Annotated in this window: 17 protein-coding genes and 2 pseudogenes; 11 read left to right on the top strand and 8 right to left on the bottom strand. The window is 68.6% G+C overall.

Going from position 1 to position 25,470, the window contains the following annotated elements; translation table 11 throughout:
- Positions 1-82 precede the first annotated feature (82 nt).
- The 4 genes from ACFY9I_RS04855 to drmB are packed head-to-tail and all read left to right on the top strand — an operon-like array spanning position 83 to position 11,903.
- Entirely contained in the window at positions 83-4,882 is a 4,800-nt protein-coding gene (locus tag ACFY9I_RS04855; RefSeq protein WP_390996703.1) for a DEAD/DEAH box helicase family protein, read from the top strand.
- A complete protein-coding gene (locus ACFY9I_RS04860; protein WP_390996705.1) occupies positions 4,879-6,795 on the top strand; it encodes a UvrD-helicase domain-containing protein in 1,917 nt (638 codons plus the stop codon). Before ACFY9I_RS04855 ends, ACFY9I_RS04860 begins: the two co-directional genes overlap by 4 nt.
- Positions 6,792-10,043: a helicase-related protein gene (locus tag ACFY9I_RS04865; RefSeq protein WP_390996706.1), complete on the top strand. Its 3,252-nt coding sequence runs from the start codon at positions 6,792-6,794 to the stop codon at positions 10,041-10,043. The genes ACFY9I_RS04860 and ACFY9I_RS04865 overlap by 4 nt, the downstream gene beginning before the upstream one ends.
- A 3-nt stretch (positions 10,044-10,046) precedes the next feature.
- A complete protein-coding gene (drmB, locus tag ACFY9I_RS04870) occupies positions 10,047-11,903 on the top strand; it encodes a DrmB family protein (RefSeq protein ID WP_390996708.1) in 1,857 nt (618 codons plus the stop codon).
- A 42-nt stretch (positions 11,904-11,945) separates the two neighbouring features.
- On the opposite strand, the pseudogene ACFY9I_RS04875 reads toward drmB, so the two are convergent.
- Positions 11,946-12,582: pseudogene (locus ACFY9I_RS04875) on the bottom strand (ATP-binding protein).
- A 221-nt stretch (positions 12,583-12,803) separates the two neighbouring features.
- Here ACFY9I_RS04875 and ACFY9I_RS04880 point away from each other — a divergent pair.
- From ACFY9I_RS04880 to ACFY9I_RS04895, 4 genes are all read left to right on the top strand, one after another.
- A complete protein-coding gene (locus tag ACFY9I_RS04880) occupies positions 12,804-13,652 on the top strand; it encodes a Scr1 family TA system antitoxin-like transcriptional regulator (protein WP_390996710.1) in 849 nt (282 codons plus the stop codon).
- 2 nt (positions 13,653-13,654) lie between these two features.
- A complete protein-coding gene (locus ACFY9I_RS04885; RefSeq protein WP_390997028.1) occupies positions 13,655-13,864 on the top strand; it encodes a DUF397 domain-containing protein in 210 nt (69 codons plus the stop codon).
- Positions 13,865-14,213: 349 nt separating this feature from the next.
- Positions 14,214-14,702 (top strand): ASCH domain-containing protein, encoded by a 489-nt coding sequence (locus ACFY9I_RS04890; protein WP_390996712.1) that lies wholly within the window; start codon positions 14,214-14,216, stop codon positions 14,700-14,702.
- A 247-nt stretch (positions 14,703-14,949) separates the two neighbouring features.
- Positions 14,950-15,288, top strand: a complete 339-nt coding sequence (locus ACFY9I_RS04895) for a hypothetical protein (protein ID WP_390996713.1) — start codon at positions 14,950-14,952, stop codon at positions 15,286-15,288.
- Positions 15,289-15,373: 85 nt separating this feature from the next.
- Here the strand turns inward: ACFY9I_RS04895 and ACFY9I_RS04900 are convergent, their stop codons facing one another.
- The 3 genes from ACFY9I_RS04900 to ACFY9I_RS04910 all read right to left on the bottom strand — a co-directional run bounded on the left by ACFY9I_RS04900 (position 15,374) and on the right by ACFY9I_RS04910 (position 18,704).
- Entirely contained in the window at positions 15,374-16,546 is a 1,173-nt protein-coding gene (locus ACFY9I_RS04900) for a DNA glycosylase AlkZ-like family protein (RefSeq protein ID WP_390996714.1), read from the bottom strand.
- Positions 16,547-16,652: 106 nt separating this feature from the next.
- Positions 16,653-17,594 carry an alpha/beta fold hydrolase gene (locus ACFY9I_RS04905; protein WP_390996716.1) on the bottom strand — a complete coding sequence of 314 codons (942 nt, stop codon included), beginning with the start codon at positions 17,592-17,594 and terminating at the stop codon, positions 16,653-16,655.
- Positions 17,595-17,642: 48 nt separating this feature from the next.
- Positions 17,643-18,704: a helix-turn-helix domain-containing protein gene (locus tag ACFY9I_RS04910; protein ID WP_390996717.1), complete on the bottom strand. Its 1,062-nt coding sequence runs from the start codon at positions 18,702-18,704 to the stop codon at positions 17,643-17,645.
- Positions 18,705-18,774: 70 nt separating this feature from the next.
- Here ACFY9I_RS04910 and ACFY9I_RS04915 point away from each other — a divergent pair, with 70 nt between their 5' ends.
- Both ACFY9I_RS04915 and ACFY9I_RS04920 read left to right on the top strand, forming a co-directional pair.
- Positions 18,775-20,250: an MFS transporter gene (locus tag ACFY9I_RS04915; protein ID WP_390996719.1), complete on the top strand. Its 1,476-nt coding sequence runs from the start codon at positions 18,775-18,777 to the stop codon at positions 20,248-20,250.
- Positions 20,251-20,438: 188 nt separating this feature from the next.
- Positions 20,439-20,741, top strand: a complete 303-nt coding sequence (locus ACFY9I_RS04920) for a hypothetical protein (RefSeq protein ID WP_390996720.1) — start codon at positions 20,439-20,441, stop codon at positions 20,739-20,741.
- 136 nt (positions 20,742-20,877) lie between these two features.
- On the opposite strand, the gene ACFY9I_RS04925 is transcribed toward ACFY9I_RS04920, so the two are convergent.
- Entirely contained in the window at positions 20,878-21,036 is a 159-nt protein-coding gene (locus ACFY9I_RS04925; protein ID WP_390996722.1) for a hypothetical protein, read from the bottom strand.
- Positions 21,037-21,055: 19 nt separating this feature from the next.
- Between ACFY9I_RS04925 and ACFY9I_RS04930 the strand changes: the two genes are divergently transcribed.
- On the top strand, positions 21,056-21,556 hold the full coding sequence (locus tag ACFY9I_RS04930; RefSeq protein ID WP_390996724.1) for a levansucrase: 501 nt from the start codon (positions 21,056-21,058) through the stop codon (positions 21,554-21,556).
- 132 nt (positions 21,557-21,688) lie between these two features.
- On the opposite strand, the pseudogene ACFY9I_RS04935 reads toward ACFY9I_RS04930, so the two are convergent.
- The 3 genes and pseudogenes from ACFY9I_RS04935 to ACFY9I_RS04945 form a co-directional block, all read right to left on the bottom strand.
- A pseudogene (locus tag ACFY9I_RS04935) lies at positions 21,689-22,138 on the bottom strand (hypothetical protein); the annotation flags it as partial.
- Between the two features lie 127 nt (positions 22,139-22,265).
- Entirely contained in the window at positions 22,266-23,789 is a 1,524-nt protein-coding gene (locus tag ACFY9I_RS04940) for an MFS transporter (RefSeq protein ID WP_390996726.1), read from the bottom strand.
- Positions 23,790-23,990: 201 nt separating this feature from the next.
- The gene (locus ACFY9I_RS04945; protein WP_390996728.1) at positions 23,991-25,343 is read right to left on the bottom strand and encodes a DUF445 family protein; all 1,353 of its coding nucleotides are present in this window, start codon (positions 25,341-25,343) and stop codon (positions 23,991-23,993) included.
- Positions 25,344-25,470 lie beyond the last annotated feature (127 nt).

A 25,470-nucleotide genomic window follows, 5' to 3' on the forward strand; every position in this document is an offset into this window, starting at 1 on the left:
CCGGGGGCGCCGGCTTCACACCGGCGCCCCCCTCCCCCCACGGTGTCCTCGGTTCGTTTCTCTCGTTCGAGACAGGTGCCTCATGACCGACCGGCAGTTGGCCGACCCCTCGCTCCCGCCCGTGATCGACACCGTGATCCGACAGTCCTCGACGGTCCTGAAGACGTATCAGGTCGACCCGGGGCTGATACAGGAGCACGCCAACGGTGAGCGCCGTATCACCCAGGGCGGCTACGGCGAAAGGCAGTTGCTCGAACTCGTCCAGAACGCGGCGGACGAGATCGCGGCATCACCCGGCGGCAAACTGCACGTCGTCCTGACCGAAACCCACCTCTACTGCGCGAACGAAGGCACTCCGGTCACGCCGGAGGGCGCCGAGACCATCCTGCGCATGAGTGTCTCGCGCAAGCGTGGCGGTCAGATCGGCCGCTTCGGCGTCGGCGTCAAGTCCGTGCTCTCCGTGAGCGACTCGCCCCAGTTCTTCAGCGGGAACGGTGCCTTCGGTTTCGGCTTCGACCGGGACTGGTCCGCCGCCGAGATCGCCCAGGCCATCGGCCGACAGGGCGACATCGGAATGGACACTCCGGTGCTCCGTATGGCCCGGCCCCTCGATGTCGAACAGGAGCGTGCCGACGACAACGTGCTGGACAAGCTCCTGCGCTGGGCCACCACTGTCGTCCGCCTGCCCCTGATGCCCGGTGCCGCAGAGCGTCTCGGACGGGACATCAGCGGGTACAGGAGTCGCAGCGGGCGGGTGACGGAAGCTTTCCCTGCCCACTTCCAACTGTTCTCCTCCCACGTCGGCCAGGTACTCCTGCACGACGAGCGCACCATGCCCCCCACTCGCCGGGAGATCTCGGTCGAATCCAACAACATCCACCGCACCCTCAAAGAGGTGGCACGGGGCGCCAAACAGACAACCGAGCAGTGGAAGGTTTTCTCTGTCGCCCACTCTCCCACCGACGAGGTCGCTGACGGTGCCGGCGAGCTGCACAATCGGCCGGTGCTCGATATCTCTTGGGCGGTGCCCGAATACACCGTCCGCAACGGCCTGTACACGACGCCCGGCGGCAGGGGGTCGTTCTGGGCGTTCTTCCCGACGAAGTACGAGGTGTCCCTGACCGGCATTCTGAATGCCCCGTGGAAGACAAACGAGGACCGCCAGCACCTTCTCGACGGCAGCCCCTTCAACCGGGAACTGCTGCAGGTCGCGGCCCGATTGGTGATCGATACCCTGCCTCGGCTCGTGCCCGCCGAGGACCCTGCCGCATACCTTCCGCTGCTGCCGGGCCGTACCAAGGAGAAGCTCAACTGGGCGGACGAGCATTTCCTCCGGCAGTTCTGGGAGATGACTGCCCAGCGCCCCTCCCTGCCTGACCAGAACGGCGAACTCCAGGTCCCGCGGGACCTGTTCATCACGCCATCGGGTCTTGACAAGGAATGGGTCCGGATCTGGTCGGAGTACAGCGGCCGCCCCACCAACTGGGTGCACGCATCCGTCGACGCGTCCGACACCGCCCTCCGCCGCGGCAAGATGATGCACATCCTGGACGCGGCGGGGAAGACACCCGAGAACGTCAAGGACTGGCTCGAGGCACTCGTCGCCGACGGCTCCGCGGAGGCCTCGTGCCACGCCATCGAGATCCTGTCGCTGATGGTGCTCAAGGATCAGGCCGCGCGCTTGCGCGGGGACTCCGCTCTCACCGCCGAGGCCCGTAGGGCCAGGATCGTGCTGACCGAGGAGCACGGGGTCGTCGCCCCCGTAGCCGGTGAGATCTTCCACCGAACCTCCGCCGACACCCTCCGCGATGACATGGTCTACGTCCACCCGTCGATCTCCGAGCGCCCCGAAATGGCGCGGCATCTGCACAACATCGGCATCAGGGTCGCCGATGCACAGGGACGGTTCGAGGGCGTCCTCGATCAGGGATTCGACAACTACGACAGCAACGCATGGTCGAACTTCTGGATCCTGCTGCGCAGCGCAGGCGGTAGCGCGAACGTCGATCGCATTCGCGCCAAGGTGCCCAGCCCGCTGAAGACGCTGCGCGTCCGTACCGTGGACGGTCGTTATAGGCCGATGCGCGACTGTCTCCTGCCCGGACCGGTGGTGCCCGGCGACGGAAGCCGCGACAAGGCCATCGCCGTCGACCTGGATTTCCACGAGAGCGATAGACCTGTCTTCCGCGACCTCGGGCTGTTCGACCGTCCCACCGGCGGATACCGGCCTCAAGAGGAGACGTGGTTCGAGGAATTCCATCGGGTCGTTCACGAGCAGTACCTCCGCAGTTTGCCGAGCTCCGCCCCCCGCCCCAGCATCTCGCGCCTCTCCGTCGAAGGTGCTCCGACGTTGGGACCGCTGCACCTGCTGCCCGCGCTGTCCGAGGAGGGCCGCGCTGCCTTCGTGGCGGCTCTGCCGGCATCCGACATCTCACAGCACTGGCAGATGCAGTACGGAACCACCGCCAGCACCCGCAAGGCGGTCATATCCCCGCTGCGCTGGATGATCTCCAAGCATGGCCTCGTGAAGACCTCCTTGGGACTGACCCGGGTGTCCGAGGCCGTTGGTCCGCAGCTCAAGGCGTTCCGCGCTGTTCTCCCTGTCGCCGAGATCTCGGAGGAGGCGGCGCGAAGGCTCAACATGCCCACGACCTCCGACGAGGTGCCCACCCGGCGCTGGGGCAAGCTGCTGGACCTCGTGCTCCAGAGCGAGGACGACGCGTTCATCGGTCGCGCGTACGCCCTCCTGCACAGGGTCGGCTTCGAGTTCCCCGAAGGCGTTCCCACTCGATGCCGCGTCGGTTCCTCCTGGGAAGGACGCCCCGACAACGAGATCGCCGTCGCGATGAACGCGCTGGAGTTCAAGGAACTCGTCCGTGAGCGACTCCCCGCGCTCCTGGTCACCGACAAGGCGGACGTGGCCACGGCGAAGGAGATGATCGAGGAATGGGGCATGCTCAAGGTCTCCGACGTCATCAGCAGAGAGATCGAGCCTGTCAAGACCGGGCGGGCCGTGTCCCTGTTCGAGGAGTTCACGACGGTCAAGGCGCGTCTCGGTCAGGCAGGCAGCAGCTACAAGATCCAGCGCTGTTCCGAGCTTGAGCAAGTGGTGCGCACGCCCATGGGCAGCAAGCGGAAGTCGCTCAAGTTCGCGAGGAAGGGCCAGACCCTTTTCGTACTGGACTCCCTCGACCGGCTGCAGGTTCTGCAGGCCGCCGATGAGGAATTCAAGTGGGGCTTCGGCGCGGCCGGCTGCAGTCAGGCTCTCGCTCTCCAGGACAGGCAGGAGCACGACCAGGCACTGCTGGGGCGGCTGCGCGCTGTGCGGGAGAGCGAGAGCGTCATCGACAAGATCGCTCTGCTGATCGGTGAGGAGGCCCTGCGTGGCGAACTTCCGCCCGGCCTCATGGAGAGCGAGATCCAGGAGCAGGGCGCCGAACCGAACCTTCGGCGCATCGCCGAGATGGCCTTCAACGCCCACGGCGAAGCGATCCTTCGGGTCCACTCCCGGGATCTCGCTCTGGACTTCCCCACCCGCGCTCCCAGCTCTTTCACCGGGAGCACGAAGGCCTTGCGCTTCGTCACCGACCTCGGGTTCCCGGACTCCTTCGCGGGCGCTCAGGCGCCGTCGCTGGAGCCCCGCCTCGAGGTCGACGGTCCGTCCGAGTTCCCTTCCCTGCACCCTTACCAGGAAGAGCTCGCGCAGGCGCTGCTCGCTCTGCTGGAGAACTCGATGCCGCAGCGCGGCATGCTCAGCCTGCCGACCGGATCCGGCAAGACACGAGTCACAGCCGAGGGAGTGATCCGGTGGATCCGTGATCGGGAGGATCTGCCCGGTCCGGTCCTGTGGATCGCCCAGACCGAAGAGCTGTGCGAGCAGGCCGTGCAGAGCTGGAAATTCGTCTGGTCGAAGGTGGGTCCCGAGCTTCCCCTGGTCATCAGCCGGCTCTGGGCCTCGAACGAGGCGACTCCCGTCGACGGACGCCCGCACCTGGTCGTCGCCACCGACGCCAAACTGGACAGCTGCCTGGAAAAGGAGGACTACGCCTGGCTGAGGGAAACTGCCGACCTCGTCATCATCGACGAGGCGCACACCGCGATGTCCCCGCGCTACACACGGCTGCTCGAACAGCTTGACCTCACGCACCGCCGTACCAGTCGTCACCTGGTCGGACTCACCGCGACCCCGTACCGGAACAACGAAGAACTGACCCGGCTGCTGGTGCAACGGTTCGGCAACCGCCTCGACACCGGCGTCTTCGACGGCGATCTGTCCGTCGCCATCAAGGGATTGCAACAGATCGGTGTTCTGGCCCAGGTCAAGCACCGAGAGCTGGTGGGCGCCGACATCGCGCTGACGGCGGACGAGCGTGCCCAGTCCGAGAAATTCTCTACCCTCCCCAAGGGCGCCGAGCAGCGGCTGGCCGAGGACCACGGACGCAGCCAGCGCATCGTCGACGAGATCGCCGCCATGCCCTCCGACTGGCCGGTGCTGGTGTTCGCCACCTCCGTGGCCCACGCGAAGCTACTGGCCGCGAAGCTCGGTGACCGGGAGATCAAGGCCGCCGCGATCGACTCGACCACGCCCCCCAATGAACGTCGTAAGCAGATCGACGACTTTCGCAAGGGCAGTATCCAGGTCCTGACCAACTACGGCGTGCTCACCCAGGGCTTCGACGCTCCGGCCACCCGCGTCGTGGTCGTGGCCCGCCCGACGTACAGCCCGAACATCTATCAGCAGATGATCGGACGCGGTCTCCGCGGCCCGAAGAACGGTGGCAAGGAGAGCTGCCTGATCCTGAACGTGCGGGACAACATCACGAACTTCGGTGAGGAACTCGCCTTCACCGAGTTCGAGTACCTGTGGAACGAGGGCCAGTGACCGTCACTCCGCTTACCGAGCATCGGCTCACCGCCGCACAGCAGGCTGTGGTGGACCAGCCCTGGGACGCCCGGGTGCTGGTCACGGCCGGAGCCGGCTCCGGCAAGACGCACACCCTCGTACGGCGGCTCGACGTGTTGGTGGAGCGCGAGGAACTGGAGGCCGGGGAGATCCTGGTGCTCAGCTTCTCCCGTGCCGCCGTGCGCGAACTCACCGAGCGGATCGAGCGGCATGCCGCCGCCGCGCAGCGGATTCGCGTGCAGACCTTCGACGCCTGGGCCGCAGCCCTGCTCAACCGCGCCTACCCGGACGCGGACTGGGGGACGTACACCTTCGACGAGCGCATCGAGGCCGCCACCGAGGCGATCGACAAGGGGGCGGTCGAGGGCGGCGAGTACCTGCCCGCTCATGTGGTGATCGATGAGGTTCAGGACCTCGTGGGTGTCCGTCGGGAGATGGTCGAGGCACTGCTCGACCGATTTCAGGAGAACAGCGGCTTCACCGTGGTGGGTGATTCGGCTCAGGCCGTGTACGGATTCCAGGTGTCCGATCCGGATCAGCGAGCCGAGGAGACCGACCGTTTCCTGGCCTGGGTGCGTGCCACTTTCGGTGAGGACCTCGTGGAACTCCACCTGGGCGACAACTTCCGGGCCCGCAGCGAGGCCGCGCGGATGGCCCTGCCCTACGGTGCCCAGTTGCAGCGGCTGCCCCGCGATCGGGCCGAGGCCGCCGCCGAGGCAGAACGTATCCACGGTGACCTGCGTGCTCTGCTGCTCTCGGCACCGAACTTCGGCAGCCTGGAGGACGAGTTCGTGCGGGCGGCGCTGCGTGACTATCCCGACACCACCACCATCCTCTGCCGCGACAACGGCCAGGCACTGACGTTGTCCGGCATGTTGGCCGACGCCGATGTCCACCACACACTGCAGCGATCGGCACGCGAGCGCTCGGCCCCTATGTGGATAGCCGAACTCCTCGCCTCGACCGGCGCGTCCACTCTGAGCCGGGAGCGCTTCGAAGAGCTGCTGGTCGACCTGCGGGTCCCTGACGGCAGCACACCGGAGGCGCTGTGGCGGTCGGTGCGCAAGGTAGCGCGGGGCAGCGGTCGCGGCACCGTCGATGTCGTCGGGCTGCACCGGGCGCTCGCCGATGGCCGGCTGCCTGACGAGCTCACCGCGGCGCAGCCGTCCTCGCTCGTGATCTCGACCGTGCACCGTGCCAAGGGCCTGGAGTTCGACCGGGTCCTGATCGTCGAACCACGCGTGCTGAAGGAGCCGACCAAAGTCCGGAAGAAGAAGTACGACTACGACCCGGCGGCGGAAGCCCGGCTGCTGTATGTGGCCATGACCCGGGCCCGGGATGACCTGTACGTCCTGGACGCCCCCAACTCGTGGCTCCTCCGCAAGGACAAGAGGATCGACCGTTGGTACCTGGGTGGTCGCAGCACCTGGGCCCGCAACGGCATCGAGCTGATCGGCTCGGACGTGTCCCACGAGCAGCCTCCGGGCACTGAGGGAATTCACCAGGACGCCGCGGAGGTGTCGCGGTGCCTGCGGGCCGACGTCGCCGCCGGTGCCGAGGCGGAGCTCGTGCTGCTGCACGGCATCCCCGTCGCCGCCGACCAGTCCCCGCCGTACGCGGTGGTGGTCGGCGGGCGGCGGATCGCGGTGGTGTCGGAGCGCTTCCGCACTGACCTGCACCGAATGCTGCGCCGCACCGCGCACTCGGGCGTCGATCGCTGGCCGCCGCTGATCACCGGTCTGCGAGTCGAATGCGTCGAAAGCGTGGCGGGCAGTCCAGCGGCGACCGAGGCCGCCGGACTGGGTACGCACGGCGCGTGGGTCGCACCCCGGTTGTGTGGTCTGGGGCGTTTCCAATGGAACGCGGACGAACCGGAAGGGGCCGAAGGATGAGCGGGTCGACTCACCAGGCGCATTACGAGGTATGCGACTCGCTCCTCGACGCCCTGCGGCAGGACCTCCTCGGTCCCGTGGGCGGTGTGGACGAGGTTCTCACCGACGATGCGCCGATCACCATGTACCCGGTCGGTGTGCTCTTCCCGCGCTCGCGGCCGGACCGGTCCGGTGCCCTGCCCCAGAGTGGCCCGGCCGAGCGGGGTGAGCTGGAGTCCGAGCGGGACGGGCTCGACGCGGTGTCGCTCGGCACCCGTCGGGACGTCGAGGAAGGACCCGGTGATCTGGGCGTCTCGCTGGCCAACGTCCGGATGCCGTCGTCCATCGGTCTGACATTCGCCGTGGACCCGACCATGTCCACGCGGATTCGGTTGACCGTACACACTGCCGTCTACAATCCCGAGGACGCCGAGGGAAATCCGGTGTCCGCGAAGCGGACCGAGGCACGAAGCACGAAGGCACAGCGGGAGCATTGGCGTCGTTCCGCCCTGCGGATCGAGCCGGTCGACGTGGATGTCACACAGCCCGGTCTGCTCGACCCCTTCGACCTCCATCCCGGGCTGGAACTGCGTGTGCTGGTCCGCCCCCGGTCCGAGTCGGACGGGACGGTGACCGTGACGGCCACGGTCGTCAACAATCTGAAGGTCGGCCAGTTCGACCTTCGGGACGCGCACTGCTTCTACCAACCGGAGCTGATCGTCACCGCTGAGGACGGCAGCAGTCCGGTGTTCGTGGCACGGCCGACCGCTCTGGACGCGGTCGACTCGGAACATGCGCTGAGCCGCCTCCTGTACCGCCATGCGCCGAGCTTCGCCACCGGCCATGGCTGTGCGGCGCATTGGGACTGGACGCCACCTCCAGTGGGGTCCGTATCAACCGAACCTCCGACCGTCACCGCCCTGCGAACCGAGTTCGTCCCGTCCCACGAGGTGTTGCTGACGGACTCCAACCCGGAGATCGACGCCACAGCACTGACCATGTACCAGCTGGGAACCGACCCGGCCCACGATGTCGTATCGGCCCTTCGCACCTTGCTCAGCGGGTACGAGCAGTGGATCGAGGCCCAGGAGGGTCAGGCCCGCCTGCTGCACGGCACGGAGTACGGCGAAATCGCGGTCGATCAGGTACAGCTCTGCAAGCGAGCACTGCGTCGAATGCATGACGGCGTGGATCTGCTGGAGGACCCCGATCGGCCGGAGATTCTGCGCGCGTTCCAGCTGGCGAACCTCGCGATGGCCGACCAGCGGGCGCGTACCTCGTGGATCAAAGGCGGCAGGTCGGGCGAACCGGATAGCCAGGCTGGGCGGTGGCGGCCCTTCCAAATCTCCTTCATCCTGCTCTGTCTGACCGGGATCGTCACTCCGGACCACGAGGACCGAAAGGTCTCCGACCTGCTGTGGTTCCCCACGGGTGGCGGCAAGACGGAGGCATACCTCGGACTGATCGCCTTCACCACCTTCCTGAGACGCCTACGGGACGGAGAGGCCGGGGGCGGCGTCACGGTGCTCATGCGGTACACGCTCCGCCTGCTCACCCTCCAACAGTTCGAGCGCGCCGCGGCGCTCATCTGCGCGATGGAACTCCTGAGGGCAGCCGATCCGGGACGTCTGGGGCGCGAGGAAATCTCCATCGGCATGTGGGTGGGTCGTTCGGCGACCCCCAACACGCTGGCGGTCGCCGCGAGCAAGCTGGCCGATCTCGCGCGCAACGAGAGTTTCCAGTTGGAGACGGAGAACCCGGTCCAACTGCGCAACTGCCCTTGGTGCGGTGAATCGTTGCGCGCGGCGGACTACTCGGTCGATGAGAGCGCCGTACGCATGACCGTCAATTGCCCGTCCTACACGTGTGACTTCCGCTGGGGACTGCCGGTACACCTCATCGACGAAGCCGTCTACGCCCATCGTCCGACCTTGGTCATCGCAACGGTCGACAAGTTCGCCTCGATGCCGTGGCGACCCGCTTCGGCGGCTCTGTTCAACCGGGACGTGGACGGAGTGCGTCCGCCCGAGCTCATCATCCAGGATGAACTCCATCTGATCTCGGGCCCGCTCGGCACACTGACCGGCCTGTACGAGACGGCCGTGGACGCCTTGGCGGATCGCCCCAAGGTCATCGCCTCGACCGCGACCATCCGACGTGCCGAGGAGCAGGGCACCCGACTGTTCGCCCGTTCGGTGGAGCAGTTTCCGCCTGCGGGCCTCGACTCCCGGGATTCCTGGTTCGCCGTGGAGACGCCACGGGAGCGGAAGGCGGCCCGCCGCTACGTCGGTTTGCTGACCTCCAGCACCAGCCAGGCCACGTTGCTGATCCGGGCCTACGCGTCGCTGCTCCATCGGGCTCACACCCATGACGCTCCGCCTGAAGTGAAGGACGCGTATTGGACCCTGGTCGGCTACTTCAACAGCCTGCGTCTGCTTTCGGCAGCGGAGCTCCAGGTCCTCGACGACGTCCAGGAGCGCCTGGGGCATCTCGCGGTGCGGGACGGGGTCAAGGCGCGCCGCGCCGATGCCCTCACGGAGTTGAGTAGCCGGGCGAATTCCAGCGACGTCTCCCGTCGGCTCAAGGCCGTGGAACGACAACTCCCGATGCCGGACGTACTGGACGTGCTGCTCGCCACCAACATGATCTCTGTGGGAGTCGATGTCGACCGGCTGGGCCTGATGGCAGTGATGGGTCAGCCGCAGACCACTGCCGAATACATCCAGGCGACGAGTCGGGTCGGCCGACAACACCCCGGTCTCGTGGCGGTCATGCTCAACTCCGCGCGATCCCGGGACCGTTCACACTACGAAGACTTCCAGAGCTTCCACTCCGCCCTGTACCGCGAGGTGGAGTCCACCAGCGTGACCCCCTTCTCCGCGCGGGCCCGCGACCGAGGGCTGCACGCCGTCGTGGTGGCTCTGGCTCGGTTGATGCTGCCGGCCGCCCGCGACAACAACGCGGCAGCACGTGTGGAGGACTTCGTGATCGACCTCCGCGAGACGGTCGGTACCCTCCTGCTGGACCGGGTGGCGGCGGTCGAGCCGGCCGAACTCGAGTCCACCACAGCGGCCTTTGAGGACTTCGTCGGATGGTGGCAGGACGAGGCGCTGGACAGCCCGAACCTTGTGTACGAGGCTCCGCGTGGCTCTCGCGTGCCCGCCTTGTTGGCCAACTTCGACGACGAGTCGGCCGACGCCGCTCCGTGGAAGACACTGTGGAGTCTGCGAGACGTCGACGCCTCGTCAACCTTCTTCGAGGAGCGCTGAACCATGAGCCCCGTCCCGCCCCGCACCCGTCGCCGCGGCCTCCCGTCGGCACCAGCACGTACCGTCCGCCGGCTCGGAGAGATCCGGCGGGCCCAGCTCATCACGACGTATGGTGTCGGAGCCGTGATCGCGGTGGAGAACGAGTCCTTCCTGGTTCGCGGCATCGACTCGTGGGACATCTCCGAGGCGCCGTTCATCTCAGAGCCCCGCTTGGCCCGGCAGTTGGGCGTCTCCGGCTTCCGGATGCCACCGGCGCCCGATCCCGAGAAGGTCCGGGACGGCGTACGGGCAGTGCGCTTCCCGGAGATGTACTCATGCCCGCACTGCCATCAACTGCAGCACTTTCGCAAGTTCAACTCGCCCGCCGGTCGGGCCGAGTGCTCGACCTGTCAGGAGAATTTGGTCCCGTCCCGCTTCGTGATGGCGTGCACGCACGGCCACCTGGAGGACTTCCCCTACTGGAAGTGGGTTCACCGAGGCAACCGGACGACCTTCGGGGCCTGCGGGGGGCAACTGACGTTCCGGGCCGACGGCTCGACAGCATCACTGCGTGCCGTGTTGATCGGTTGCAGTTGTGGGGTGCAGGAGGTGTCCATGGAGGGGTCGTTCCGGCGGCAGGCCCTCAAGGACCTCGGCATCCGGTGCGCCGGCCGTCGCCCCTGGCTGAAGGACGGACCGGCTGAGAGTTGCCAGGAGCCACCACGTACCCTCCAGCGCGGTTCCTCGTCGATGTGGTTCCCGGTCATGTACTCGGCTCTTTCCATCCCGCCGTGGAGCCAGGGCATCGCCAAGCTCGTCGCGCCGTACTACGAAGTCTTCAAACATGAGGACGCCCCCTCCATAAAGGCGTACGTGCGCATGCAGAGGCTGCTGCGTCACCACCCCGAGTACACCGGGGACGACGTGGTGGCCGAGGTCGAGCGGAGGCGCGCGGCGGAGGCTGCCGCGATGGAGCCGGCCGATGGTACTGAGATTGCCCAGCGCGCACGCAACTACCGGCAGGAGATCTACGAGGGCGAGTACCAGAGCTTGTCCACGCCGCATCCCGAGGTCGCGGACCAGGACCAGGAGTTTGTCTGCGAGCCCCCCACGACCCCGATCGGAACCCTGCGCTCGTCCCATGGCCTGGCGCAGGTGATGCTGGTCAAGCGGCTGCGCGAGGTGCGGGCACTGCAGTCGTTCCGGCGCGTGGAAGAACCGAGTCCGGCGGACTCCCCTCTGCGCGAGGCCGCGATCTCGCTGGCCAAGCCGAGTTGGCTGCCGGCTTTCGAAGTGAGCGGTGAGGGGGTGTTCGTTCGTCTCGACCCGGAGCGGCTGCGAGTCTGGGAGCAGGAACCGGGGCAAGTCGCTCGCGCCGCCCGGATCCAGGAAAATCACGAGAGGCTGCTGTCAGCACGTGTCGGCGACTCGGACAAGCCGATTCCGCCCTCGCCCGCTACGCCCCGCTTCCTCCTACTGCATGCCCTGGCTCACGTACTGATCAACGAATGGAGCCTGGACGGCGGCTACCCGGCTGCCTCCCTACGCGAGCGGATCTACGGCGAGGGTGACATGGCGGGAGTACTCGTCTACACGGCCACCAGCGACTCCGCCGGCAGTCTCGGTGGCGTCGTCGCCCAGGGTGAACCGGACCGGCTCGAAGCCTCTCTCCGGGCCGCCCTGCACAGAGCGAGCTGGTGCTCGAACGACCCCCTGTGCATGGAGTCCGAGGCGAGCGGCGCGGACAGCCTGAACGTGGCCGCCTGCCATGCCTGTCTGCTGCTCCCCGAGACGAGCTGCGAGAACAACAACATCCTGCTCGACCGGGCAGCCCTCGTCGGGACACCGGACGGTCAAGTGCCAGGCTTCTTCACTCGCTGACGCTCTGGCCGGCACGTAAGCCGGCCGCCGAATCGGCTCAGATCACTGACGTGCACGAAGCTGTGCCTCATAGTGACTCTGAGCTTGGTCCAGAACGTCCTCCGGATCACAGCCGTGCGCTCGCAGCCAGAGCAGGAAGTCCGAGATGACACCGACCATGGCATCCTGAGCCATCGCTACGCTCAACTTGTCCGGGCTCGGCACACGCACCCTCTCCGACATTGGGCAGAAGTCAAGCAGGGCCGCAGCTCGCATGACATCAGGTGTCGCGACATGGCCGTTCGACGACGTGGGCTTCGTCGACAGCTCGCACCACGTCACCTTCCGGTCAGCGAGGAGTTTGCACGCCCCAACGATCCGCAGTGAAGGTGATGAGCTCCATACCTCGCCCCGATTCAGAGCTGACGTCCTCATGGAGAAGCTTGGGCAGAGCGCGTGTGTCGGGGTCATGGACCTCGATCCGAAGACGCGTGCCCTTCATCGAGATCGCGAGGGTGGTGGGGGTGCCGGGACCGACATGAGCGATCACGTTGGAGACGAGTTCGCTGACGCAGAGTTGGGCGGCGTCGACGATCTCGTCCAAGCCCCAGAGTCCAAGGTGGATCCGCAATACACGCCGCAGGTCTGCCACTTTCTCGGGCTCCGCCAGAAAGTGAAGATCCCACGGCTCTCGTGACATACAAGCTTCCCGGATCACGAAGACCCCTCTCGTCGCTCGCCTCCCCTGACCCCAATGATCAGCGGAGCGTTGCCCGCACTCACAGAGAGTTGCGCCACTGGAAGGATGGACTGCGCGCATCCCTTCATGCAATGTGCACAGCGGGATCCCCACTTCCGAGTGATTGGCAAGCCAGCCCCTTGGCGCAAGACTGAACGTCCGCTATCTGAAAGAAGGTTGAAGTGGCCGGTTCACCGACGGCGCGCCGTCGCCGTCTCTCGATCGAGCTGAAGAAGCTCCGCGAGAAGAGCGCGCTCACCTGCGCCCAGGTCGGCGAAGCGCTGGACTGGAGCGGCTCCAAGGTCAACCGGATGGAGACGGGCAGCGGCAGGGTCCAGCCGTCCGACATCGATGCCCTGTGCCGGTTCTACGGCACTAGCGACGACCTGCGCGAATTCCTCATGTCGCTGGCTCGGCAGGCCAAGACGCGCGGTTGGTGGCAGGTGCACGGCGCCGGCGTCCCGGAATGGTTCAACATCTACATCGGCCTGGAGCAGGACGCCTCCACACTCCGCCAGTACCAGTGCGAGTTGCTGCCCGGCCTCATGCAGACCGAGGGGTACGCCCGCGAACTCCATACCACGGGTGCGCACATGTCCGCCCAGGACATCGACAGAGCCGTACGCGTTCGTATGGAGCGACAGGCCATGCTGGCTCGACCCGACGCCCCCGATGCCTGGTTCATCGTGAACGAGGGTGCCGTTCGCAACGTCGTCGGAGACCGGGCACTGATGCGGGAGCAGCTTGAACTCGTCCTGGATTCGACCCGGTTGCCCTCTGTAACCCTGCAGGTCCTACCCTTCGACTCAGGCACCTGTCCAGCCACCGGCTCGTTCACGATGCTCGGTTTCCCCGCCCCGGAAGACCCGGACCTGGTGTACCGGGACGGCATCACCGATGCTGTCTATCTCGAAGGCGAGCATCATGTTCGTGAGTACACCAGGGCGTTCGACGGCCTGCGAGCCGCGGCCCTGAGTCCTCAGCGTTCCACCCAGTTGATCAAGTCCGTTCTGAAGGAATACGCAAGGTGAGCATGGCAGAGTCCAGCAACGCTGGCCGTCTCGAATGGTTCACGTCGTCATACAGCAACGGCGCCGGAGGCGAGTGTGTCGAGTGCACGATAACCGGCGACCACGCTCTTGTACGCGACTCCAAGATCGCAGGAGGGCCTCTGGTCACCGTTCGAAGTGACACATGGCGTTCCTTCCTGCGGTCCTTGGGCGGCAAAGGGCCGGTGTGCTGACTTGGTCACAAGAGTTCGGCGGCGTGAAGCCGGGCATTGCGGCGCCGTCGCAAGTGCCGTCGCTCCTGGCACCAACGGAGTCTGGACAGGTGGTAATTCCCCGCCGACAACCGCCCAGCTCCCGCCGTACACCGTCGTGTAGTCGCGCTGGCAGTACGACGAGCTCGAGCTCGGGTAGAAGCAGACCTTGCGTCGGGAGTTGTTCGTCCGTCCTCATGAGGCGAAAAGCCGATGGCAGTGAGACTGGAAGGCAATGGCGGGAGAGGTTCCTATGACCTTGCAGGTTGTGCCAAGGCTCACGGCATGCGGCCGAGCGGACGAAGGAAAGTGAGGGCGTTAGCGTGGTCATATGACGTCTGACAGTTCCTCAGCGCCCACGGACCTCACCTCGCTCCCCCGGACGGAGTTCGCCTTCCCCGGACCGCTGCGGGACCGGCTCGTCGCGGCGATTCTGGACGGTTCCAAGACCTCCACGACGGGGCTCGTCGTCGATTACGAGTTGGAGGGGGAGCCGCTGCCGGAGGTCGGGAACCGTTCGGTGGTCGTCGACTCGGACGATCGGCCGGTCGCGGTCATCGAGGTGACCGGTGTGCGTGTCGTCCCGCTGGGGGAGGTGGATCTCGCCCATGTGGTGGACGAAGGGGAGGGGCACGCCGGGGTGGCCGAGTGGCGGGAGGGGCACGAGCGGTTCTGGCACAGCGAGGAGATGCGGGCGGCTCTGGGGGACCCCGGGTTCACCGTGGACGACGCGACGCCCGTGGTCCTGGAGCGCTTCCGCCTCGTCACCGACCTTCGCGGCGGAGAGTCTCCGAGCTGCGACACCTCTTGCGGCGGGTAGCAGAGCGTTCTGCTCATCGGCGGGGAGAGGCGGCAGGCTGCCGCTCCAGCGTTGGTCGTCGTCCCCTCCGGCCGCGTACCTGAACCAGTACATCGACGCAACCTGCAACCTTCCAGGAGCGGCTGACGCCGAAATGAGCCACCGTGGACGGCGGCCCTGTAACAGGGCGTTGAAGCCGGCCATGCCCACTGTCTGTGGCATCGCGTCGAAGCAAGCGAGGCAATCGAAGCAGGGGGAACGGAAGATCATGGGTAATCGACTGAGGTTCGGGGCGGTCGCGCTCGCGGCTGCTTTTGGTGCGGTCATCGCCACGGGGAGCCCGGCGGCGGCCTCCGACGACCACTTCTGGACGCGTAGTTGTGGGACCAAGTACTACGCCTTCGCCGACAATTGGACCGCCTGGACCAAGAAGTACTCGGGTGGCTCGTGTTCGGGGCACGCCTGGGTACGCGTCAAGGTCAACGGCAGTTGGACCAAGTGGTACCACGCCAGCGGCAAAATGACCCTGAACAACGACGCCGGGGACATCGAGCTGAGTGAGCACAAGGGGTGCGCGGACTGCAAGGCGTACTTGCTCATTCCCTGACCGGCGCCAACTCCGATGTCCTTGTCCTGGGCGGTACTTGAGCGGCCGGGGCGTCACCTTGGCGGCCTGTAGGCCGGTCCTCCGCTCAACCGGCGGCGAGCGGACGGGTCTCCGCCGTGGCGGGGAGGGGCTTGGTCCACCAGTGGTCGTAGCGGCGGTAGGGGGCCGGGTCCCGGGTGGCCAGGAAGGTCGCGAGGGCCGCCGCCTCCGCCGCCAGGGCGTTCCAGGTGTCCTCGGGCAGGGGATGGAAGGCCGTGGCCTCGATCGCGTCGGCGGCCGGGCGCCAGATGCCCGCGACGTGGCCGTCCACCAGGAGGGTGGGGAGTACGTCGCCGTTCACGCGGGTGACGTACGTGCGGTACTCGGGCGGGACGACGCGGCCCGGGTCGGCGTAGGAGAGGAGGGTGCTGTCCCACATCGCCATCAGGCGGGGTGGGGCGGGGGTGTCCTCGGCGGGGCGGGGGGCGTCCGGGAGGTCGTAGAGGATCCGCTTGCCGTCGGGGGCGGTGAGTACGTCGAGTTCCTCGGCCAGTGGATCAAGCGCCTTCTTGATCCGTCCCTGCTGGACGAGTGCGAACCGGGCCATGTCCGCCACCGACGCCGGGCCGAAGCCCTGGAGGTAGCGGCGGATCAGGTGGCGTAGTCCGTCGGTGGCCGCGTCCGGGTCGGTGAGTGCGGGGCGGGGGGAGGCCGCCACGTACGACTGGCGGGTGTCGAAGGACCACGGGCCGCCGGTGGGGGCGTGCCAGAGCGGGGCGTAGTGGCGGAGCATGCGGTGTGCGTCGGAGTTCGGTGCGGTCGTGCCGAGGTGGTTCTCCAGCCAGGTTCTGAGGTCGGCGGCGGTGCGTGGGGGGCCGTCGGCGTACCGCAGGAGGGGTGGGAGGAAGGTGTCGGCGTCGGACGGGGTCAGGCCGGAGGCCCTGAAGCGGGGGTCGCCGAGGCGGGAGCTGCGGAGGGTGGGTTCCATCGCCTCGCGGAAGGGGGCGTAGTCGTCGGCGTGCACGGTGTGGACGGTGATCCGCATCAGGGTCGATCTCACCAGGCGGTGGTCGGCGAGGGCCGTGTCCAGGTCGCTCGGGTCGAAGGGGGCCAGGCGGTTCCACAGGGCGATGTACGGGGAGGCCGGCTGCTGGGCCTGCAGCGCCACGACTCGACGTACCGCCTCGGTGACCTCCAACGGCTCCCGGGCCAGGAGCAGTTGGCGGGCGAGGGTGGCGCGGTTGAGGGCGCGGGCGGTGAGCTGCTTCGGGGTCCCCATGGCGCGATTCTCCCGCTTCGGTGAGGGGCCAGCACCACGGGCGGGCGGGCACGGCAGAGAGAGCGGGCACGGCAGAGAGAGCGGGCGGGGAGAGAGGGGGATGGGGTCATCCCCTCGCGTCTGCTGGGGGCTCTGCCCGGGGGAGGCCGTCGGCGAGGGAGTCGAGGGAGTCGAGGAAGTCGGCCATCGCCGAGTGCAAACGGTGCGGCTGGTCCAGGTGTACGTCGTGGCCGGCGTCCTCGATGACGGTGAGGTCGGTTCTGGTGCCAGGGGGGCGGCTGGTCGGCATCCGGACGGCGTCGGCCTCCGGCATGGTGCCGTGGGCGCCGCGTACGACCAGGGTGGGGCAGGTGGTGGAGGCCCATTCGGGGGCGTACGGCGTCTGGGCGAGCTCCTCGATCGCGGCGAGCATCGTGGCGCGGTCGGGGCGGGGGTGCCAGCCGTCGTGGCGTTGTTCGAGGTTGTGGGACCAGCTCCGGTGGCCGAAGAACTCGGTTGCCCGGGAGGGGGAGTCGAAGGGGGTGGGCCAGCTGTCCATCCACGCGGCGATGTGGGCGGGCAGCGTGGGGTCGGGGGCGCTCGGACCCGCCTCGATCAGGATCAGGGCGGAGACCAGTTCCGGGTGGGCGGCCGCGGCGAGGAAGGCCGTGTGGCCGCCGAGGGACTGGCCCACGAGGGTCAGCGGTGACTGCCGCCGCTCCTTGGCGGCCAGGCCGAGCCGCCCCTCCTGGGCGGTCAGGCCGAGCCCTTGGACCACCGTCACCACGTCCCGTACACAGGCCGCCCGGCTCATGTCCGCCGGGCGGCGGGTGCTCGCGCCGTGGCCCCGGGCGTCGTACGTCACGACGCGGTGGCCGTCCGCGAGGAGCGGGGACAGTAGATCGTCCCACTCCCCCTGGTGACCGGCGAGGCCGTGGAGGAGGAGCAGCGTGCGACGCGGAGTGGGGCCGCCGCCCGGAGTACGGCCATCGCCCCGGCCCGGTGTGTGGTCGTGCCAGGCGAGTCGGATGCCGTCCGGGGTCGTGAGTGTGCCGGTGACGGGGGCCATCAGCCGATGATGGCATCCGGTTCCTCACCCGCTGGTGCGCGGCCGTGCTCACGTCCCGCGAGACCCCCCTCGACAGGTCCCGCGAAACGTCCCGCGAGGCACCCCGCGAGACACCCCCCGGAACGTCACCCGATAGGCACTCGGTGAAGTTCCCAACGCGGCTTGGAAATGGCGCCGGAGATTCGCCGCCGTGCCCAGGCCCGTGCGGGACGCGATCTGGTCGACGGGCAGATCGGACTCCTCCAGCAACTCCCGTGCACGTTCTACGCGTTGCTGGGTGAGCCAGTTCATCGGGGTCGTGCCGACCTCGTCGCGGAAGCGGCGGTTGAAGTTGCGCACGCTCATCGCCTCCTTGGCCGCGAGCTGCCCCAGGGTGAGGGGCTCGTGGAGGTGGCGCAGTGCCCAGTCGCGGGCGGCGGAGGTGGCCGGGGCAGAGGGGGCGGGGACGGGGTGGCGTACGTACTGGACCTGGCCGCCCTCGCGGTGCGGGGGTACGACGGTGCGGCGGGCCACGTCGCCGGCCACCGCCGTGCCGTGGTCGCGGCGGATCATGTGGAGGCACAGGTCGATGCCGGCGGCGCAGCCGGCCGAGGTCAGGATGTCTTGGCCGTCGGTGTAGAGGACGTCCGGGTCGAGCTCGACCTGAGGGAACAGCTTGGCGAAGAGGTCGGTGTAGCGCCAGTGGGTGGTGGCCGTGTGCCCGTCGAGGAGTCCGGCGGAGGCGAGGACGAAGGCGCCCGTGCAGATGGAGGCCACACGGGTGCCGGGGCGGATGCGGGCGAAGGCGTCCGCGAGCGGGGGCGTGAGGGCGGGGGTGTCCTGGACGTAGTCCTCGTGGGAGGAGAGGACGATGACGGTGTCGGCCTCGGCCAACGCCTCCGGGCCGTAGGGGACGTTGACCGTGAAGTCGCCGTCCGTGGGCGTGGCACCGGCCCGCAGCCCGCACGTCACGACCTCGTACAGCGGCTCGCCTTCCGCCGTCGCGCCCTCTCTGGCCTGCCCGAAGAGCTGGTGCACGATGCCGAGTTCGAGGGGAAGGAGGAGTGGGCGGGCGAGTACGGCGACGCGGTGCCGTCCGGTGTCGCCTTCGGAGTGGGTGAAGACAGGCATGGCCACATACTTGCGCATGTGGTCCGTCTGGCCACTCGTGGGGGCGGGACCCGGTCACCAGGCTGAAGACATGGCCGAGTTCACCCGCACCACCGCACCGACCAGTGAGCGCCACGCGCCCCACGAGCGTCAGGCGCCCCACGCACCGAGCAGTGACCACCGGGCATCCCACGCACCGGGCAGTGAGCAGCGGACACCCCCGGCGCCGAACCGCCTCCGCCACCCCCGCCGCCCCCGCCGCCCCCACCGCGCCTGGGCCGTCGCCCTCGCCGCCGGTGCGGCCATCGTCACGGCCGGGGCCTTCACCACCGTCCCCGGGCTGCTGGTGACCCCGCTGCACGAGAGCTACTCCTGGGACCGGGGGCAGATCGCCCTCGCCGTCTCGGTGAACATGGTGCTGTTCGGTCTCACGGCGCCCTTCGCCGCCGCCCTGATGGACCGGGTCGGCACCCGGCGCGTGGTCGTGGGCGCCCTGATGCTCGTCACCGTCGGCGCGCTGCTGACCAGCGTGATGGTGCGACCGTGGCAACTGACCGCGTACTGGGGGGTGTTGATCGGCCTCGGCAGCGGCTGTCTGACCATGACGTTCGCGGCCGGGGTCACCCGGAGCTGGTTCCAGCTACGGCGCGGGCTGGTGACCGGTGTGCTCAGCTCCTCCAGCCATCTGGGCCAGTTGCTCTTCCTGCCGCTGCTCGCCTGGGCCATCGACCGTCATGGCTGGCGCCCGCCGGTGGTGACGCTGGCGTTCGTGGCGCTCGCGGTGGCCGCCCTCGTACTGCTCCTGCTGCGCGACCACCCGGCGGACGTGGGCGCGAGGCCGTACGGCGCCCCGGAGTTCGTGCCGAAGCCACCGCCGGCCTCAGGGGCGGCGGGGCGCGCCCTGAAGGTGCTGTTCGAGGCCGCGCGCACCGGGCCGTTCTGGGTGCTGGCCGGGATGTTCGTCATCTGCGGCGCCTCCACCAACGGCATCATGTGGAGCAACTGGGCACCCGCCGCACACGATCACGGCATGCGCGCCACCGCCGCCGCGTCACTGCTCTCGCTGATCGGCGTGTTCTCGGCGGTGGGCGCGGTCCTCTCCGGCTGGCTCACCGACCGTTTCGACCCGAGCCGCCTGCTGACCGTGTACTTCGCGATCCGCGCGCTCACCCTGCTGGCGCTGCCGATGGCGTTCTCGGCCGACGTCACCCTGGTCATGGTCGCCTTCGTCGCGGTCTACGGCCTCGTCGACGTCGCCACCGTCCCGCCCGTCATCGCCCTCGGCGACCGCGTGTACGGGGAGCGTGGGCCGATCGTCTTCGGCTGGGTCAACTCCGCCCACCAACTCGGAGCGGGGGCATCGGCGTTCCTCGGCGCCACCGCCCGCGATCTCTTCGGCGCGTACGACGTCGTCTGGGCCGCGCTCGGTGCGGTCTGCCTCGTCGCGTCGCTGCTGGCGATGGCCGTACGGGGGCCTGGGGGGACTCGGGGGCCTCGGGGGCCTCGGGGGCCTTGGAATCCTCGGAGTCGTCGGAGTCCTCGGGGCCTCGGGGCACCCGGCGGGTGAGGCGTGCCTCGTGCAGCCGGGTGCCGCGGGCCGTGCGGGTCTGCGGGTTCACTCCCGGGAGGCCGAAGCGGACGAGGGAACTTGACAACCCGCGACTCAAGTCCGGCCACGCGTTCCGTCAGGGGGCTAGCCTCGACCGGGCACCGGTCGGGAGCGTCCGCGCCGGTCAGGAGCGGCAGGAGGCAGCGATGGCGAAGGTTCCCACGGCGGCGGTGGCCGCGAGCGGGCTCATCGGCGGGTACGGGGTGGCTCGCTGGACGAAGAAGCGGCAGCTGGGCGGGGCGGTGCTGGCCGTCGCCGGGGGTGTGGCGGCCCAGCAGTGGCAGCGGGCGGCCGGGGGGAAGGCCGCGGGGGCGCTGACCGCGGGGTATGTGGCCGCGTTCGCCGGGTCTCATCCGTTGGCGAAGAAGGTGGGGGCCTGGCCTGCGGTGTTCGGGGTTGCCGGGGTCGTCGCGCTCGCCTCCTGGGTGGTGGCCGACCGGAAGGGGTAGCGGAGTTCCGGGGCTCGCGCCGTCCGCCGGGGAGTACGGACGGTCGCCGGTCCAGGATCTGGCCCAACCCGCCCTGCCTGTCGGGGATCTGGCCCGACTCGCCCTGCCAGTCCCGGATCTGGCCGGACTCGCCCTGCTAGTCCCGGATCTGGCCGAACTCGCCCCGCCAGTCCCGGATCTGGCACAACTCGCCCTGCTCGTCGGCGTGTTCGATCCGTTGTGCGCGACGGTCACGATCCTGATGACCGTCCCGCCCGGTTCCGTTACGCGGGCCTGACTTCCCAGTGGCGCTCACGTGGGTGCATGATCCGGCCATGTACGCACAGCAGTCGCCCTCGCAGGCCTACCTCGCCTCCGTAGCCGCCCGTCTCGCCGCCGACGAATGCCGTACCTGGTGGGAGGACTGGGCCGGAGTACCCGTACTCGTCGGGCGCCGGGCCGAGTTCAGGTGGAGCTGGATGGCGACGAAGCTGCACCTGTTCACGGTGGCGGCGGCGGTCCCGGAGATAACCATCCCGACCATCGAGACCTTCACCGACCAGGTGATGACGTACGCGAAGAAGACCAAGGGCGGGCTGCCGGCCGGCCTGCAGAACGGGCTCGCCTCCTTCCCCGTGCTGGTCAGCGACCGGGTGGACCCGGCCGCCGTCCGATGGGCGGAGGCCCAGCAGCGCCAGAAGTGGGCCGGTATGTCCCGCCCTGTCGTGGTCGACACCGCCCAGCAGTACGTGGGCACGTACCGGGGCACCCCGGTCATCGGCCTCGCCTTCTCCTCGTACCTCGAGCAGAAGGCACACCGGTACTTCCACGGCTGAGCGGCCCTAAGCCCTGCTGTGACCGCCATGGCCGCCGTAACCGCCATGGCCGCCGTGGCCCCCGTAACCGCCTTGATAGCCGTGCCCTCCGTGGCCTCGGTGACCGCTACGTCCTCCCGGCCCACCACGCGCGCTGTGGATCAGCCACTCCTCGTCGGCCGTCTCCTTCCTGAACCGCCGTCCCACCGACGCCGCCACCAGTACCCACGCCCCGAGGACCAGGGTGAAGAAGGCCCAGGACAGGGGCCAGACGTCCGCGTCCAAGGGCTCGGGGTGGGTGTGGAAGGCGGCGTACATCAGGGCCGAGGGCGGGGCGGCGGCCAGGAGCAAGGGCCAGGCGAGGGCGTCACGGTGACCGAAGTACGCGGCGAGGAGCAGCAGGACGAGGGCGAGGACGACGACGCCCGTGACCGTCACGGGGGTCGTCTCCGTGAGGGCACCCTCCAGTTCGGGACGGTTGCGCAGGTCCCACGGGAGACAGAGGCGGTACACGGCCGCGGCGAGGGCGGCGCCGAGCAGGCGGGTCAGCCAGCGTTCCGGCCAGGGGCGCGTGCGCAGGGGGCGGAGCAGCTTCTCGGTCATGCGTACGAGGGTTCCGGGGTCGGCGGCGGGCCACCATGAGTACGCGTACTCAAGGGCCGGTACCGCGTACTCAACGGCTGTTACGTGTGGTCACGCAGGCGCGCGGAGCCCGGGGTTCCCGGTGGTGTCAAGGGACCTGGGTCGCCGCCTTGGCCGACAGCGGCTCGGCGATGTCCTCCAGCGAGCGGCGTTCCGCGCGCACGGCGAGGAACGCGGCCACCAGCCCCGCCGCGCACATCAGGCCCGCACCGATCTGGAAGGCGAGGACGGTGTCGGCGACGACGCCGGACTCCGTCAGCTTGGCGAAGATCAGCGGGCCGCTGATGCCGCCGGCGGCGGTGCCGATGGCGTAGAAGAAAGCGATGGCCATGGCCCGGGTCTCCATGGGGAAGACCTCGGAGACCGTCAGATAGGCGCTGCTCGCGCCGGCCGAGGCGAAGAACAGCACCACGCACCAGCAGATCGTGAGGGTCACCGCGTCGAGCGAGCCCCGGTCGAACAGCCAGGCCGTACCGAAGAGCAGCACACCGGACAGCAGATACGTCCCCGAGATCATGATCCGGCGTCCGACGGTGTCGAAGAGCTTGCCGAGCAGCAGCGGGCCGAGGAAGTTGCCGGCGGCGATGAAGGCGAAGTAGTAGCCGGTGTCGGAGGTCGGGACGTCGTAGAACGTGGTGAGGATCGCGCCGAAGCCGAAGGTGATCGCGTTGTAGAGGAAGGCCTGGCCGATGAAGAGGGAGAAGCCGAGGGCGGCGCGGCGGCGGTAGCGGGAGAAGACCGTACGGGCGATCGTGCCGAAGCCGACGCTCGCCCGCTGATGGATCGTCATCTCCTGGTCGGCCGACGGCAGCGGACGGCCCTGCTCCGCCCGGACCTGCTCCTCCACCTCCCCCACCAGCCGTTCGGCCTCCTGTTCCCTGCCGTGGATCAGCAGCCAGCGAGGGCTCTCGGGCACGTTCCGGCGGACCAGCAGGATCACCAGACCCAGCACCACACCGAGGGCGAAGGTCAGCCGCCAGCCGACGTTCGCCGGGAAGAGGTCGGTGTTCAGGGCCACGATCGACAGCAACGAGCCACCGATCGCGCCGAGCCAGAAGCTGCCGTTGATGACGATGTCGACGCGCCCCCGGTACTTGGAGGGGATCAGCTCGTCGATCGCGGAGTTGATGGCCGCGTACTCGCCGCCGATACCGAAGCCGGTCAGGAAGCGGAAGAGGAAGAACCACCAGGAGGAGAAGGAGACGGCCGTCAGCGCGGTCGCCGCCAGATAGACCACCAGCGTCACCATGAACAGCTTCTTGCGGCCGAACCGGTCGGTCATATGGCCGAAGAAGAGGGCCCCCGCACAGGCGCCCGCCACATACAGCGCGGCCGCGATCCCCGTGACCTGCGCGGACGAGATCGGCAGACCGCTGCCCTGCTCGGAGAGCCGTCCCGCGATGTTGCCGACGACGGTCACTTCCAGACCGTCGAGGATCCACACGGTTCCGAGTCCGATCACGATCGTCCAGTGCCAGCGCGACCAGGGCAGACGGTCCAGACGCGCCGGAACGGCGGTGGTGATCACACCGGGTGATCCCGAGGGTCCGCGGGATCCCGAGGGTCCCTGCGATCCCGGAGATCCGGGTGACTTCGGGGCGGTGACGGCCATGGGCTGGGGCTCCCTCCACATCGAGCGAACCGCACCCGAGTGCCCTACCGGGCAGCGACTACGCCTGGCCACCGCCCACAACACCCGTACACCACACGGGTGACGACCCGGCTGCCTACGCCCGACGGCCCTACGCCGACGACCCGGCTGCCTACGCCCGACGGCCCGGCTGCCTACGCCCGCAGCGCCCGCGACTGCCGCCTACGCCCCCAGCGCCCGCGACACCGTGTAGATCAGCAGCCCCGCCAGTGAACCCACCACCGTGCCGTTGATCCGGATGAACTGCAGGTCCCGGCCGATGTTGGCCTCGATCTTCTTCGTGGTGTGCTCGGCGTCCCAGCTCGCGACGGTCTCGGTGATCAGGGAGGTGATCTCCTGGCGGTAGGTGGTCACGACATGCACGGCCGCGCCCTCGATCCACTTGTCGACCTTGGCCTGCGCGCTCGGCTCGGTGGCCATCCGGGTGCCCAGCGACAGCAGGGAGGCCCGCACGCGCAGCCGCAGCTCGCTGCGCTCGTCCTCGGCGGCGGAAACGATCATCGACCGTACGGCCGTCCAGGCGGAGGCGATGAGGTCCTGGACCTCACCCCGGCCGAGCACCTCACCCTTCAACCGCTCCACCCGCGCCCGGGTGTCGGAGTCGGACTGCAGGTCGGTGGCGAAGTCGGTGAGGAAGCGGTCGAGGGCGCCGCGCGCCGGGTGGGTGGGCGAGTCGCGCATCTCGGTGGTGAAGCGGAGCAGCTCCTTGTAGACCCGCTCGCCGACCTTCCGGTCCACGAACCGGGGGGTCCAGCCGGGGGCGCCGCCCTCGACGGCGTTCATGACCTGCGCGTCGTGGAGGACCAGCCAGTCGTGGGCACGGGCACAGATCAGGTCGACGGCCCGCCTGTGGCCGCCGTCAGTGACGATCCTCTCCAGCATCTTTCCTATGCCGGGCGCGATCTCCTGGGCGTTGGCCCGCCTGGTGATCGCCTCCCCGACCACGGCCTGGACGTCCGAGTCGCGCAGCACCGTCAGCGCGCCTCGCAGCGCGGTCGCCAGTTCGGCCGTCACCCGGTCGGCGTTCTGCGGCTCGGCGAGCCACGCGCCGAGCCGGCTGCCGATGCCGACGGCGCGCAGCCGCTGCCGTACGACGTCCTGGGAGAGGAAGTTCTCACCGACGAACTCGCCGAGTGAGACGCCCAGTTGGTCCTTCTTGGTGGGGATGATCGCGGTGTGCGGGATGGGCAGCCCGAGCGGATGCCGGAACAGGGCGGTCACGGCGAACCAGTCCGCCAGCGCGCCCACCATGCCGGCCTCGGCGGCCGCCGCGACATAGCCCGCCCAGGCGCCGGCGCCCTCGTGCGAGGCCCACTCGGCCAGCACGTACACCAGCGCCACGAAGAGCAGCAGCCCGGCCGCGATGAGCTTCATCTGGCGGACGCCGCGCTGCTTCTCCTCGTCGGCGGCGCTGAAGGTGGTCATGGTGCGGTGCGACACCCTCGGCTCGGCGCGCTCGTCCGCCGCCCTCGCCGTTTCCGCCGTTTTCGCCGCTGCCGCTCTCGTACGGTCCATTCACTCCACCCGTTCCTGTCCCCCGTACACATTGTCCGCTTTTCAGCTCTTCGACACTTGGTGACGTACTCCATAGACCTACTGACACCTACTCCGGGAACGGAACAGAAGTTCCCCGCGTCTGTCC

Source organism: Streptomyces sp. NPDC012510 (genome assembly GCF_042955065.1).
Taxonomy (GTDB): Bacteria; Actinomycetota; Actinomycetes; order Streptomycetales; family Streptomycetaceae; genus Streptomyces.

Excerpts from the sequence above, each read along its gene's own strand:
- ACFY9I_RS04905 (WP_390996716.1), bottom strand. The coding sequence starts at position 17,594 with ATGGCCCCCGTCACCGGCACACTCACGACCCCGGACGGCATCCGACTC.
- ACFY9I_RS04885 (WP_390997028.1), top strand. The coding sequence starts at position 13,655 with ATGGCAGAGTCCAGCAACGCTGGCCGTCTCGAATGGTTCACGTCGTCA.
- ACFY9I_RS04855 (WP_390996703.1), top strand. The coding sequence starts at position 83 with ATGACCGACCGGCAGTTGGCCGACCCCTCGCTCCCGCCCGTGATCGAC.
- ACFY9I_RS04940 (WP_390996726.1), bottom strand. The coding sequence starts at position 23,789 with ATGGCCGTCACCGCCCCGAAGTCACCCGGATCTCCGGGATCGCAGGGA.
- ACFY9I_RS04915 (WP_390996719.1), top strand. The coding sequence starts at position 18,775 with ATGGCCGAGTTCACCCGCACCACCGCACCGACCAGTGAGCGCCACGCG.
- drmB (WP_390996708.1), top strand. The coding sequence starts at position 10,047 with ATGAGCCCCGTCCCGCCCCGCACCCGTCGCCGCGGCCTCCCGTCGGCA.
- ACFY9I_RS04895 (WP_390996713.1), top strand. The coding sequence starts at position 14,950 with ATGGGTAATCGACTGAGGTTCGGGGCGGTCGCGCTCGCGGCTGCTTTT.
- ACFY9I_RS04945 (WP_390996728.1), bottom strand. The coding sequence starts at position 25,343 with ATGGACCGTACGAGAGCGGCAGCGGCGAAAACGGCGGAAACGGCGAGG.
- ACFY9I_RS04910 (WP_390996717.1), bottom strand. The coding sequence starts at position 18,704 with ATGCCTGTCTTCACCCACTCCGAAGGCGACACCGGACGGCACCGCGTC.
- ACFY9I_RS04865 (WP_390996706.1), top strand. The coding sequence starts at position 6,792 with ATGAGCGGGTCGACTCACCAGGCGCATTACGAGGTATGCGACTCGCTC.
- ACFY9I_RS04890 (WP_390996712.1), top strand. The coding sequence starts at position 14,214 with ATGACGTCTGACAGTTCCTCAGCGCCCACGGACCTCACCTCGCTCCCC.
- ACFY9I_RS04930 (WP_390996724.1), top strand. The coding sequence starts at position 21,056 with ATGTACGCACAGCAGTCGCCCTCGCAGGCCTACCTCGCCTCCGTAGCC.
- ACFY9I_RS04900 (WP_390996714.1), bottom strand. The coding sequence starts at position 16,546 with ATGGGGACCCCGAAGCAGCTCACCGCCCGCGCCCTCAACCGCGCCACC.
- ACFY9I_RS04920 (WP_390996720.1), top strand. The coding sequence starts at position 20,439 with ATGGCGAAGGTTCCCACGGCGGCGGTGGCCGCGAGCGGGCTCATCGGC.